A 13,268-nucleotide genomic window follows, 5' to 3' on the forward strand; every position below is an offset into this window, starting at 1 on the left:
TTAAATAAAGTTATCACGAGTGAACGAGAGTACGGGCTCTTTGACTTCACAGCAACCTGCCAGGCGGTAAGGTGCTCCAACCTGCAAAGCATGGCTTTGAATGATAACGCGCGGATAGCGGAGGCTCTTTGTTGCATTCATTTGCGATGAAGGGCCTTTTTTGTTCATTTGTTGAATACCTTATTTATAACAATAAGGGGGATGAGTTTGTGAACGTAAATCGATTTGCACGAAGCGTCATGGCGAAAAGTTATGACGGGGAAAGTTTTTTATTACACGTGGCAGAAGTCATTGAACGTCAACTGAAGGAGTGGGAGGAGGCGTATGAAGTGATCGTGATGAAGTTGATTGACTATGAGGTCACTGTTAAAGAGGAAAACCGCTCCTATGAACTGTTGCTTACGGAGGATGCATTGCTTTCGCTACAACAGCAATCCCCTTATGCGCTGGATCGATATTTGTGGCTGGAATTAGAGAAGCAGGGGCTTCAAATTGTGAGAGGAAATGGGGATTATATTGAGAGTGTGATGTGAGACAATGTTGATAGAAGAGGATTTTGCTAGTTCATTTTGATGATTCGAAATCGTGGATGTTTAGGGATTAGACTTGGATGCTTTTAAGAATAAGCTGTAAAACTATTTTTGAAATGAATCGTGTATTTTTTCTGAATGCTTTTGAAGTTATTTAATGTGGTAAAATTAAACTATCAATGTAATGGATAATAAAAGTGATAGAAGAAATAATGGATCCATTTTTACTCTTTCTTTTGATTTTTTTAACATTACGAAATTTCCCTATTATAGGAGCGTTCTATTATGAAAACGAAAATGAACTATTTCATCTTATTTTTAACGATCATTTTTATAGTTGGTTGTACCAACTTAGAAGAGGCATCCAATAAAAATGCAGAAACAAATACACAAGAAGTAAGTACAGTTGAAACAAATGAAAATAGTGAAAAAGATGAAACGAACACTGCGGTTGTTGATGAACCAGTAGAAGAGGAAACACCAGACCCAACAGATGATGAACAGTTCGCAGGATACGAACTTATTGAAGTGGATGGTGGTGATTTGTCTGGACATCGAGAACCTAACGTCGTTGTTGATATTGGGTACGGTGACCGTGAATATTGGGCATTTACGAATGAATACGGACAACTCGTACGCGTTGTTGCTGACGAAATCATTCTACAAGATGATCGTAACGAACCTGTGTTATCGTCTGGACGGTACTATTCTGATGAGGCAAAAGTTCCGGGCGTCGAAAGTGACGTGTTAGATGAAGGACATATTATTGCTGATTCTCTCGGAGGGGTATCGAATGCTTATAACATTACCCCACAAGAGAGTACACTCAACCGACATGGTGATCAAGCTTATATGGGTGCGAAACGTTTCTCTATAAGTGCCTAGCACGAAATGAGAGGATTAAACCATTTTAATCCAACTGATTGACTGCAACTTGGAATGAAAGCCGTCACGTTGGCCGAAACGAGTTACTTGATACTCCACTAGGCGTTATATAATTAGTAGTTATGTAGGGTCTAAAGCGTGGTAAAGTCGGCTGAGATTACACCGTAAGGAATAAAGGTTAATACCCTACCCACGAAATGCAATCAGAGGTGGTTGAGTGTAAGATAAGTCGGAGTGCTATAAAATATCTATGGTGAGAATGTTCATTTAGAACTGACGAACTTGCGAATGTAAGGGTCTAGAATGCTACTGAACAGAAATGTTCTGTCTGTACTTAACAGAGTTAATTACCGAAAAGTATGAATCCAAATTAAGAAATTCGGCATATCTAACAATGAGGATATAAATTAACAGGCTCATAGTAAGCACCTACGGATATATGTACAGCTAAGTCAATCGGAACGTTGTAAGCAAAGGACATTTAATCAAACGACTACTAATCGGGCTGGTTTCTATAAGGTGATAATAACACCGAAATGAATTTACCTTTGTGAAAGTAGGGGCACAGTACCTAGGAAACTATGATAATAAGTAGTGGAGGGATAGCCCCAAGTCTTAAAATTCGATTAATAAACTATTTAAGTGAAACTCATAAGGTCAGGTAAGATGATGGGACTTTCCTAGGAGAGGAGAACAACAAACCATCGATGAGTGCGTCATTACGACACAATGAATATTATGATATGCAAGATACGTTTGACTGGTTATATGATAGAAGTAAAAAGAAAGCAACCAAGGGTCTCAGATTATACGAAATCATAACATCCGAAAAGAACATATTACTTGCATACAGAAATATAAAGGCAAACTCGGGAAGTAAAACTATGGGAACTGACGGAATGACCATAGCCGACTACAAGATTGTTGATGAAGAAACATTTATTGATGAAATTAGAGCAACTCTAAAAGACTACAAATCTAACTCTGTTAGAAGGGTTCAAATACCAAAACCAAATGGGAAATTAAGACCGTTAGGTATCCCAACTATAAGAGATAGAATTATTCAACAAATGGTCAAACAAGTCTTGGAACCAATATGTGAGGCTAGATTTCACAATCACTCATACGGGTTCAGACCAAATAGGTCTACACATCACGCTATGGCAAGAAGTCAACACCTAATCAATAGAAATGGGTTACATTTTGTAGTAGACGTAGATATAAAAGGATTCTTTGACAACGTTAATCATACAAAACTGTTAAAACAGATGTATGACATAGGAATCAAAGATAAGAGAGTCTTAAAGATAGTAAGTAAAATGCTAAAAGCTCCTATTAAAGGAGAAGGAATACCAAACAAAGGTACACCGCAAGGTGGTATTCTATCTCCTCTCCTCTCCAATATCGTCTTGAACGAATTGGATTGGTGGATTGGTGAACAATGGGAAAGCTTTGAAACGAATTACGAATACAGTACAAATGACAAAAAATTTAGAGCCTTAAAAAGCACTAGATTAAAAGAAATGTATATAGTTAGGTACGCTGATGACTTTAAAATATTTACAAGAAACAGCAAAACTGCAACTAAAATATTTCACTCTGTCAAAAACTATCTTAAAGATAATCTTAAACTCGATATATCAATTGAAAAATCCCAGATTACTAATCTAAGAAGACGAACTTCAGACTTCCTTGGCTTTAAAATCAAGGCAACGAAGAAAAAGTCAAAACATGTGGCACACACTTTTGTACAGGATAATAAGGTAGAAAGTATCAAAAATCAACTTAAAACACTAATTAAAACGATACAGGAAAACCCTATCCGGAAAACCGTAAGTGCGTACAACATATATGTAATGGGAGTCAAAAACTACTACAAATATGCAACCCACGTAAACATTGATTTTGTAAAAATAGCCCATCAGATTTCCAAAACCTTATACAATCGTCTAAAATCAGTAGGTAAATATGAAATACCTCTCAAGCCAGATGAAACATACTTAAAATTCAACAAGAATAATTATAAAACGTTTAAAGTGTGTGACTTATATCTACATCCAGTAATGGACATACAAACTAAAAATGTTATGAATTTTAAGCAAGATATATGCAATTACACTAAAGATGGTAGACTCAAAATACACACTGAGCTTAAAGCTGATGTAACGATAGAAATTCACAAAATTGCTAGGACAATATATGAACACAATTCAGTTGAACTAGCAGATAATAAACTATCCAAATACTCAGCCCAAAAAGGAAACTGTTCAGTGACCGGCAGATTTTTATATGTCAATGAGGTTCACTTCCATCATATAAAACCTGTAAGTTTAGGTGGTACTGACGAATATCGAAATCTAGTAGGTATACACAGAGACATACATAAACTTATACACGCAACAAGTACTGAAACGATTGTAAAATATATGAATGGACTCCAATTAAATGGAAAACAATTGGAGAAAGTGAATAAGTTTCGTAAAGAATGTAATTTATTTAGTTTAGCGTAAAAGAATTTCTTAAGATGGAACGCGGTATGCGATGAAAGTCGCACGTACCGTGCGGAGCAGGGGAAAAGACGGAGATAACATCAAAATCTTACCTATTGCTATAAGACGCGATCCGAAGCGCAGGTGAAGCTACTGATTTCGAAGCCATTATCACCTATCCGGATACGGAGGAGCAGATACCTTCAAGTTATCAGTACACGTATACGTTGAACGGAAATGAGATCGTTGATACATTTGATAATGTGAACCCTGATGAAGTCAACGCATCGCTCGGCTTAACTGAGAGCGAGCCTGACGATTCAACTCCTTCAGACACAGAGGGTGATATTTCTAGTATTGATACAAACGGGAATGGCCAAGTGACGATTAAAGAAGCAGAGGCAGCGGGTTATAGTATGCCGATCATGAGTGATCATTGGTTATATCCTTATATGCGTGATAATGATAATGACGGTATGGTAGGTGAATAAGAGTCTAGAAAAATATAGAAGGTGACACGTAAAGGGTATATCGCTTCGCCGGGATGTTTTTTATGATGCGATATTTCGAAAAAAGGTAGAGGAGCATTAATTATTAGTATAATTGATGCTCCTTTTATTTTGAAGATGGAATCGATAGAACCGTCTTGACGATTCCCTGCTAACATAAAACGCCTTTCTTAATGATTGCTCCATTAAGAAAGGCGTTTTTGGGGCCAAAAGCTATTCTTTAACATTCTCCTCTACCATATGCCTCAGCATACTAAGCTTATTATCCCAGAATTGCTCGAAATAGGAGACCCATTCTCTTACTTCTGCTAACTGCTCGGGTTGAAGGGAGTATATTTTGCTACGGCCGACTTTGCGATCACTGACCAAGTTTGCATCTGATAAAACATTCAAATGCTTGACGATCGCGGTCCGACTAATTGAGAAATGCTCACTAATTTCTTTAATGGAAGCGTCTTTTTTAGCAAGTAGCATCAGCATTTCTCTTCTGGAGGAGTCTGCGATTGCCTGATAAACATCATGCTTAGGCGCTGCCGACATTAGCCTTCTACAACCTTACGCAATCGTTCGTTGACGATGCTTTCCCAGCCGTTGTTCATCGTATTGCGGGCGTCTTGCTGCGTCTTATCGGTTGGTTTCATGATTTCATCTGGATGACCCCAGCCATCGTGAATGAGTGTGAATTCCGTCTTGTCTTCTACTTCTTCTAATAAAAAGTGAATTACCCAGCCCTGATTCCCCCACGAGAAGGAGAGTTCTTTTGGTGGGTTCACCGTTAAGACTTTACAAGGGGATGTTTCAAAAGGGGTTTCTAGCTCAAACTCATGCCCTTCTACAGCCTTAAAGTCATTTGGCATAAACCATTCTGCCATGCCTTCTTGAGAAGAAACAGCTTTCCAAACTTTTTCGATGGGCGCTTGAAAGGTTACTTGCTTTTTGATTTGTGGTACTTTGTTTGTTTCACTCATATGGATCCTCCTCGATATAACACCATTTGGTTTCATATAGATTATAACACCATTTGGTTATATATCAAGTGGTTTTGTAGTGAGTATAAGGTGGGGCAGATACGATTAACCTCCTCTACCTTTGTTAGTTGATAAAAAAAGTAACAGAAAAAAATTACTTAATTTGGTCTTTTCAGTCAAGCAGTCATTTATTAGTATAGTATGTTTAGGTATGATATAAGGAGAGATACATATATTGGGTGCTAGTAGTTTCATCCTTTCTTTATTCTATAAGATTTAACAGAATCGGAGGTTTCCATTGTGAAATCGATAGTTAAGTTCGTTTTCTTATGCATGATTCTTTTTACAGGAGGTTGTCAGATGGGAAATGACAAATCAATTACGGATCCTGAAAAAGTGTCTGCAGAAGATTTACCTGACACAAGAGCGATGCAGGATGAATTTACGAGAAGATTTTTGAAATCAACGGAAGAGGTAGAGGATGATTATTACTCATTTGTTTCTGGTATTGATCGTTATGAAATGAATTTCCCGAAATCGGGAGTGATCGGTGAGAAAGGTTATTCAAAAGATGAGGGATTTGAACAGCTTTCGATTGGCATTGAAAGTTCATCTTATAATATTGGGATTACTTCTGAGTATATTAGCCATTTAAAAAAAGATAATTTAGAGACGAATATATCTCTTTTAGGTAGCATTGCTGAAGATGTAGATTTTCAACAAATAGACAACGATACGGTTGATCTCTATTATGGGAAATTTAATAGAGAAGATAACTATGGATATCTAGCGTACGTACAAAACTCGAAAGATACGGGTGGTATTCTTATTTCTTATTACATTCAATGTTTCGAAACCAATAATAGCTGCGAGGATAATAGTAAAGAAGATGAGTTCCTCCAATGGTTGAAGAGTATTAAATTCAAGGAAAAAGGGCTTAGTGAAAATAGTGCATAAGTCATCATATGAGGAGTGAAACCAATGGATTTAACCCCTTCTGACCTAAAAACAAAAGATATTTACAAACTACTAACTGGCTCCGTTGTTCCAAGGCCGATTGCCTGGGTATCAACAGTGTCTGAAGACGGCGTTCATAACTTAGCACCATTTAGTTTCTTTACCGTTGCTTCCATCCGGCCTACCATTCTCGCGATCTCCATCGGACCAGGGACGGGGGAGCGTGAGGGTACGGAGAAGGATACGCTCGCAAATATCCGGATTCAAAAAGAGTTTGTCATCAATGTGGTGTCGAGCTCTCTTGGAAACGAAATGCAAAAAAGTGCAGAAAACGTACCTGCGGAAGTCGATGAATTTGAGCATGCTGGTTTAACACCGATCGATAGTAAGACGGTGCAACCGAAGCGGGTGAAAGAAGCTTCCATTCAAATGGAATGCAAGCTTCATCAAATTATTCCGCTCGGATCGAATGCCCTAGTACTTGGGGAAATGACGCACTACCATATTAATGATGATACGTATTTAGGCGACTATAAAGTCGATCTTGAAAAGCTTTCACCACTCGGACGGCTAGCTGGAAACTATAGTGAGAGCAAGGAGTTTTTTACGTTACCAAAGTAAGATGAAAAGAAGACTAGTCTAATGTGAAAATGCAAAAAAGTAGCTTGGGGTGATCTGTCCTCCAAGCTACTTTTTTTGATTGGTTACAGGTATATAAGAAATACCTCAAATGAATTTATAAGTTTTCCCCATTCGTTCCAATCACATCTTTATACCAGAAGAAAGATTCCTTCCTTTTTCGCTCTAACGTTCCGCTTCCATCATCCTGCTTATCTACATAAATAAAGCCATATCGTTTCGAGAATTCACCTGATGATGCACTCACAAGGTCAATGCAGCCCCAGCTTGTGTAGCCGATCACGTCAGCACCGTCTTCAATGGCTTCACCGATCGCTTTGATGTGATTACGAAGGTAGTCGATGCGATACGTATCCTGAATGGATCCGTCTTCTTCTACTTTGTCATAGGCGCCTAAGCCATTTTCCACAACGAAAAGGGGAACCTGGTAGCGGTCGTATAGCTGGTTTAAGCCAATGCGCAATCCTTCAGGATCGATTTCCCAGCCCCAGTCGCTTGCCTGTAAGAAAGGATTTTTGATACCGCCGATCAGGTTACCTTGGGAAGCTTCTAGATCGGATTTATCTCTTTTCTCTGTTCGAGACATGTAGTAGCTTAAACCGATATAATCGACCGTGCCTTCTTTTAGAAGTTCCAGGTCACCTTCTTGAATGTCTAACTCAATGTTGTGCTCGTCGAAATAGCGCTTGATAAAGGCTGGGTATTCGCCTCTTACTTGCACATCGGCACAGAAGTAGTTAAAGAGACGCTCCTCTTGAAGGGCGTACATCACATTTTTCGGATCAGAGTCGTACGAATAAACGGGTGCGTATAAGATCATACAGCCAATTTTCGCCTCAGGAATGATTTCGTGGCAGGCTTTGACAGCGTTGCTGCTTGCGACGAATTGATGATGGAATGCCTGGAACGTTGGTTGGTATTTGTCTTCTTCTTGTTGGATCGCGAACCCGAGACCCTGAATTGGCATAATAAAGCCGCTATTGATTTCGTTGAACGTCATCCAGTGCTTTACTTTGTTTTTGTAACGGTTAAAAATCGACGTGACATAGCGTTCAAAGAATGTGATCACTTCACGACTTCTCCAGCCGCCATACTCCTTCACAAGATTAAGCGGCATTTCATAATGAGAGATGGTCACAACGGGTTCGATGCCGTGCTTGTGTAGTTCATCAAACACGCGGTCATAGAACGCTAAGCCTTCTTCATTCGGTTCGATCTCATTGCCATTTGGAAAAATGCGTGTCCACGCAATCGACATGCGGAAGACTTTGAAGCCCATTTCGGCAAAGAGAGCGATGTCCTCTTTGTAGCGATGATAGAAATCAATCGCTTCATGGTTGGGATAGTTATATTTCTCGCGATCAATTTGAAAATCAAAGCCGGGGGATTGGAGAATGTTCAGTCGTTCCTTTCCGCCTGGTAGCACATCCGCAATGTTCAGCCCTTTATTTCCTTTATAAAAGCCACCTTCAATTTGATTAGCAGCCGTAGCGCCGCCCCATAAGAACCCTTCTGGGAAGTGATATGTTTTCATTTAGTTTACCCTCCAATGGATCGCATCGTTTTCATAATAAGTTCATCATAGCGAGATCAAGGAGAAGAGTAAATGAAGAGAGCGGTTCTAGTTGGTAATACCGAGGAAAGGCATATGTGACATAGAAGTAACGCTGTGTAACAACAAGGTGGCGGTGTTATAATAGAAGGAGAGATATGAGTAGCATTTTAGTTCTTACATAAAAGGAGAATACGGCATGTTTTCAACTAACATGATAGCGTCATTCAATGAGTTAGAAACGTCCCTCTACAACTACATCTCTCAGAACAGTGAGAAAGTCGCTTATATGCGCATTCGTGAATTAGCCGATGAAACGCACGTCTCCACAGCGACGATCTTGCGCTTTTGTAAAAAGGTTGACTGTGAGGGGTTTTCTGAGTTCAAGGTAAAGCTTAAGATGCATGTGAAAGATAACAAGAAAACGGTCATTAACCCTCCCGAGCATTCGGTCGCGGAGTTTTTTGAACGCACGTTAAACGGTGATCTTGAAGAGAAAATGAAGAAGGCGGCAAAACTAATTGCGGAGACAGATAACGTGATTTTTATCGGAATTGGAAGCTCAGGCATTCTCGCTGAATATGGCGCGAGATATTTTTCAAGCTTAGGGAAGTTCTCGATGTATATTAAAGATCCTCACTTTCCGATGCACTCCAAGCTTCAAAACAATAGCGTCACGATTGCGCTGTCGGTATCAGGCGAGAACAACTTTACCGTGACGCACTTGAATCAGCTGAAGCAAGAGGGAAGTCACATTATTAGCATTACGAACACAAAATTCTCGACCGTCGCCAAAATTTCCGATCTTAACATTCCCTACTATATAACGGAAGAATTTCATGAAAAAGCGAATATCACGTCGCAAGTGCCAGTTGTGTATATTTTGGAATCGATTGCGCGCGAGATTTATAAGCTGAACTAAGAAAAAGAGAAACGATTGTTTTTAGAAGGAGGGCGTGATGAAAACCAATCAGCAAATCATCCACTATAAAGAAGTCCAGCGGCTGAATCAAATTTGGATATGGGCGGTTGTACTAGGCATCGCGATCATGATGTGGATCGGTTTTATTCGCCAGGTAGTCATGGGCATTCCGTTTGGGAGTCATCCGGGATCTGACATGCAGGTAACCATTTTTTGGGTCCTTTTTGGCATGGGTTTTCCCATTGCCATGCTTGGGTGGCTGCGACTGATTACTGAGGTGAGAGACGATGGAGTTTATGTGCGATTTGTCCCGTTTCATCTATCAAACCGTGTCTTCTTGTTTCAGGATATAAAGAGTTACGAAAGTTTGGAATATCGTCCGATTAAAAGGTTTGGCGGATGGGGGATACGAAGGAATTTCAGCAAGGAGAAAGCCTATTCGATCAGTTGAAAGCATGGTGTATTAATAGATGTGAAGGGTGAGGTAATTATGATCGGATCACGGGAGCCGGAGCGGTTGGTGGATGTGATGGATCGGGTGAGTGGAGAACGGAATAAATAGATACAGTTGTGAAAACATACGAGATTCGCAGAAACAGTCCTTTTCTCTCATGAGAAAAGGACTGTTTTCGTTGAATGCGTCGAAAGACATAGAAAAGGAGGGGAAGAGAGGGTATTCTAGGTTTAGAAATTAATGGAATATATGAGAGCGATCATTTCCTGCTCGACAATACAGCGGCTATACCTAACTAGACGTACACATAGACTTCATTTGTTGTGAAACGAGGTTTGGTCGAAAAGGAGGTTGCGGTGCTAAACGAACTAGAAGAATTTAAACGTTATTTAGAGCGTATGAAGTATCGGGCAGAAGCCGAGGCGTTGGAAGCGTATCTAGGAAAGGTAAGGGAAGCTAGATTTGATATCGATGATAGTAAACGAGTCTTTGATCACCATCATTCGACTTACTCGTCGAATTGGGTTGGAGAGGCACGTGAAGCTTATGAATCGCTTATCGGAGAACTCGAACAAGCCTCTCAAAGTGTGTATGCGGTTCATGAGGAACTGACCTCTGCGATTAACGAAGAAATCGACCGACTTCTTCAGAAAGCGGAGGGCTTGAAGTGACAAGAATAGCGATAAAACCAGAACAATTAGATCAGCTGGCAAGCGGCATCCAGGATGCCGAGCGAAAAGCAGATGAAGCGATCAGCGATTTTAAATGGAACTATCAATCTCTTCTAATGAACATCACGGGCGCGAACACCGGTAAGATTGATGCCCTTCAAGCGGAGTTGCAATATGAAATGCGCAAATACCGAGACAAGCTCCATGACCTGCAGGCGGCAGTGAAATTAACTGAGAGAAAAATGACGGAAGAAGATCACTCGCTTTCGGCAAAGTTTGGTCTTATGGCATTAAAATTTAGTGGTTTAAACAAGCTGTTTCAGAATAATGATCCTATCACGGGAGAAGCATTAAGCTGGAGCGAACGTCTTTTTGGAAAAAATCCACTGACGGCTTCATACGGTGGTGCATTTGGAGAAGTGTTTCCAGATCTGCAATATACCTTAAACCCAAAGGTGATTCAGAGTAGGATGAAGCAAACGTATGAAAGTGTCGTGCTTGATCCTTTATCAAAAACGACGACTTATCTAGACGATGTCCGCCAGGATGTGTCGCATAGTGTGGTCAGGTACTCAATCTATGTGGATCGCTGGTGGGGAGAGACGTAGCAGAAGATTGATGAAGCGCGGAATACGGCACGGAGCTTTTTGGGTGATGTGGTAAAAGGTGTGCAGGTTGGAAGCGGGAATGCCGTGGAAGATATGATTGAGGGATTTAAGGATCTTAACGCATTAGGTGAAAAAGCATTCGGACCGAACCTTGCTGTATATCGCGATGAAGAAGATCTCCCTGAATTACTATTTAAAAGCTTAGAAACGATAAACTTCTATAAGAACATCTTTGGTGATCCAAAAGGCAACGTTCAAAAGGTGTTGGATGTACCGAAATACATGTGGCAAGGATTTAAAGAAGCCTGGGATCGAGACTTTGTGAACGGGGATGCCGAAAGTCGAACGGCATTCATTACTTACGGTCTAACATCATTAGGAATTGGAGCCATAGGAGACAAAGGTCTCGGCAAAATTGGAACAACCGCAAAAACGATTGACGATGTTGCGGATGCCGCGAAGAGTGTTAAGGTTGATGGGAAGAGTGCTCAACCGGCGTTAGCTGGAGCGGGTGCTGGGGGAACTTCGGTTTCTAAAAGTGGCGCACCTTATAATGTGTGGAATGATCCGGTTTCTCGGATTAAGACTGAGATTGATCGGGTTTATGGTGGGAAGGGTACTAGTAGGAAATTCAGTGGGTATAATTATTGGGATAAGACTATTGAATTTAATCATATAAAAGTTTATCAAAGAGACGATATTATTAATCCTAATAAAAAAGATGCGCGAGGAAGAACAAATCTCGATAGGATGAAAAAAGGTTTAGCTCCACTTGGCCCTGATGGAAAATCAATAAATCTTCATCACACTACTCAGCGAAATGAAAGTTCTATAGCAGAGGTTACATCAACCTTTCATAAAGAAAATAGTCTCGTAATTCATATCAATCCAAATAAAATCCCTTCTGGTATTAATAGGAAAGAATTTAACAAATGGCGAAGTGAATATTGGAAAAATAGATACAATGACTATATATTTGGGAGTGAATCATAAAGATGAGTATTGATCATTATCATAAAGCAAAAAAATATATTTTAAATGAAGAGGATACAGCCGACTTTGTTGGAGGTCGTTCAAATGAATTAATACAGTTAGCGGAGCAAGAGTTAGGCTTTAAGTTTACCGGCGCATATCTTGACTTTTTAAAAACATTTGGAGCTGGTAATTTTGGTTCTCAAGAGATCTATGGAATAATTGACCGAGATTTTGAAAATTCTGCGGTTCCGGATGCAATATGGTATACATTAACAGAACGCAAGAATATATATCTTCCTAATCACCTTTTAGTTATTTACGATAGTGGATTCGGTGAACTATACTGTTTGGATTTTAATCAACTGGATGATACGGGAGAACCACAAATAGTTTCTTTTGATACGGGTGTAGAAATAGAGAATCAAATTTATGAGTTAATTGCGAACGACTTTGGAGATTTTCTACTTGATTTAGTGATGGAAGAAATGGAGTAATTATGTTGCATTAAGAATTATCGCTTTAGCCTCGTGGGAACGGTTCTCATGATGCAATAAATTGAGCATCTAAGCATCGCGGGGATGGTTCTCATAATGCAATATTTCGAAAAACGTTAAAAGAAGCATTCATTATTCCAATAATGAATGCTTCTTTTATTTATGAGGTGGAATCACCAGAACCGTCCCGGCGATTCCTGGATAGCCATAACCTCGCTCCCACTTTGAAACGGTTCGATCAGAAATGTTCATTAGATCGGCTAATTGCTTCTGAGTAAGGCGTTTTTCCTTCCTCAAACTATAAATTAGTTCTCCCACTTTACTATTGTTCATCGTATTCTCCTCCTACTACGTTTCTATCTTATAAGCTAATAAGCTCAGTAACAACAAACGTTCCGTAGAGTTTTTTTATAAAGAAACATGGTGACGATTCGAGATTGAAAAAAGGTCTGATTTGGTCTTAATAGTTTAGGTCATTTTATCGTGGGTGATTCCCTCGGATTTTTTCATATCATCCAAAGGTCACGCTTTTTATGAAGCTTGTAAAAATTGTTGGGAACATCTACTTAAAAATGAGAGAACGCTCACTAGCTCATATGAACCAACTTTGATTAT

The 13,268-nt window shown here is 39.7% G+C and carries 14 protein-coding genes, 2 pseudogenes and 1 riboswitch; of the genes and pseudogenes, 12 read left to right on the top strand and 4 right to left on the bottom strand.

Annotated elements, in window-relative coordinates; all coding sequences use genetic code 11:
- Window positions 1-7 precede the first annotated feature (7 nt).
- Window positions 8-110: riboswitch (SAM riboswitch) on the top strand.
- Window positions 111-209: 99 nt separating this feature from the next.
- The 4 genes and pseudogenes from AC0VYH_RS06575 to AC0VYH_RS06590 all read left to right on the top strand — a co-directional run.
- A complete protein-coding gene (locus AC0VYH_RS06575) occupies window positions 210-533 on the top strand; it encodes a hypothetical protein (protein WP_475373502.1) in 324 nt (107 codons plus the stop codon).
- A 282-nt stretch (window positions 534-815) separates the two neighbouring features.
- Window positions 816-1,385: pseudogene (locus AC0VYH_RS06580) on the top strand (DNA/RNA non-specific endonuclease); the annotation flags it as partial.
- Between the two features lie 737 nt (window positions 1,386-2,122).
- Window positions 2,123-3,925 carry a group II intron reverse transcriptase/maturase gene (ltrA, locus tag AC0VYH_RS06585; protein ID WP_475373503.1) on the top strand — a complete coding sequence of 601 codons (1,803 nt, stop codon included), beginning with the start codon at window positions 2,123-2,125 and terminating at the stop codon, window positions 3,923-3,925.
- A gap of 104 nt (window positions 3,926-4,029) precedes the next feature.
- A pseudogene (locus tag AC0VYH_RS06590) lies at window positions 4,030-4,395 on the top strand (DNA/RNA non-specific endonuclease); the annotation flags it as partial.
- Window positions 4,396-4,626: 231 nt separating this feature from the next.
- On the opposite strand, the gene AC0VYH_RS06595 reads toward AC0VYH_RS06590, so the two are convergent.
- Window positions 4,627-4,953, bottom strand: coding sequence for an ArsR/SmtB family transcription factor (locus tag AC0VYH_RS06595; RefSeq protein ID WP_427391758.1), 327 nt, complete (start codon window positions 4,951-4,953; stop codon window positions 4,627-4,629).
- The gene (locus AC0VYH_RS06600; protein ID WP_475373504.1) at window positions 4,953-5,381 is read right to left on the bottom strand and encodes an SRPBCC family protein; all 429 of its coding nucleotides are present in this window, start codon (window positions 5,379-5,381) and stop codon (window positions 4,953-4,955) included. Before AC0VYH_RS06600 ends, AC0VYH_RS06595 begins: the two co-directional genes overlap by 1 nt.
- A 360-nt stretch (window positions 5,382-5,741) precedes the next feature.
- Here AC0VYH_RS06600 and AC0VYH_RS06605 point away from each other — a divergent pair, with 360 nt between their 5' ends.
- Both AC0VYH_RS06605 and AC0VYH_RS06610 read left to right on the top strand, forming a co-directional pair.
- Entirely contained in the window at window positions 5,742-6,338 is a 597-nt protein-coding gene (locus AC0VYH_RS06605; RefSeq protein ID WP_475373505.1) for a hypothetical protein, read from the top strand.
- Window positions 6,339-6,362: 24 nt separating this feature from the next.
- Entirely contained in the window at window positions 6,363-6,959 is a 597-nt protein-coding gene (locus AC0VYH_RS06610; protein ID WP_475373506.1) for a flavin reductase family protein, read from the top strand.
- 115 nt (window positions 6,960-7,074) lie between these two features.
- On the opposite strand, the gene AC0VYH_RS06615 is transcribed toward AC0VYH_RS06610, so the two are convergent.
- Window positions 7,075-8,511 (bottom strand): glycoside hydrolase family 1 protein, encoded by a 1,437-nt coding sequence (locus AC0VYH_RS06615; RefSeq protein WP_475373507.1) that lies wholly within the window; start codon window positions 8,509-8,511, stop codon window positions 7,075-7,077.
- A gap of 217 nt (window positions 8,512-8,728) precedes the next feature.
- On the opposite strand from AC0VYH_RS06615, the gene AC0VYH_RS06620 reads away from it, so the two are divergent.
- The 6 genes from AC0VYH_RS06620 to AC0VYH_RS06645 all read left to right on the top strand — a co-directional run bounded on the left by AC0VYH_RS06620 (window position 8,729) and on the right by AC0VYH_RS06645 (window position 12,653).
- Window positions 8,729-9,451, top strand: coding sequence for a MurR/RpiR family transcriptional regulator (locus tag AC0VYH_RS06620; RefSeq protein ID WP_283152629.1), 723 nt, complete (start codon window positions 8,729-8,731; stop codon window positions 9,449-9,451).
- 37 nt (window positions 9,452-9,488) lie between these two features.
- Window positions 9,489-9,902: a DUF6141 family protein gene (locus tag AC0VYH_RS06625; RefSeq protein ID WP_475373508.1), complete on the top strand. Its 414-nt coding sequence runs from the start codon at window positions 9,489-9,491 to the stop codon at window positions 9,900-9,902.
- A gap of 359 nt (window positions 9,903-10,261) precedes the next feature.
- Window positions 10,262-10,576: a DUF5082 domain-containing protein gene (locus AC0VYH_RS06630; RefSeq protein WP_224884981.1), complete on the top strand. Its 315-nt coding sequence runs from the start codon at window positions 10,262-10,264 to the stop codon at window positions 10,574-10,576.
- Entirely contained in the window at window positions 10,573-11,184 is a 612-nt protein-coding gene (locus AC0VYH_RS06635) for a WXG100 family type VII secretion target (RefSeq protein ID WP_475373509.1), read from the top strand. Before AC0VYH_RS06630 ends, AC0VYH_RS06635 begins: the two co-directional genes overlap by 4 nt.
- 60 nt (window positions 11,185-11,244) lie before the next feature.
- Entirely contained in the window at window positions 11,245-12,177 is a 933-nt protein-coding gene (locus AC0VYH_RS06640) for an HNH/ENDO VII family nuclease (protein ID WP_475373510.1), read from the top strand.
- 2 nt (window positions 12,178-12,179) lie between these two features.
- Window positions 12,180-12,653, top strand: coding sequence for an SMI1/KNR4 family protein (locus tag AC0VYH_RS06645; protein ID WP_430244964.1), 474 nt, complete (start codon window positions 12,180-12,182; stop codon window positions 12,651-12,653).
- A 156-nt stretch (window positions 12,654-12,809) separates the two neighbouring features.
- On the opposite strand, the gene AC0VYH_RS06650 is transcribed toward AC0VYH_RS06645, so the two are convergent.
- Entirely contained in the window at window positions 12,810-12,986 is a 177-nt protein-coding gene (locus AC0VYH_RS06650) for a helix-turn-helix domain-containing protein (RefSeq protein WP_475373511.1), read from the bottom strand.
- Between the last annotated feature and the right edge of the window lie 282 nt (window positions 12,987-13,268).

The sequence above is a fragment of the Anaerobacillus sp. QJM3NY_32 genome (assembly GCF_056173645.1).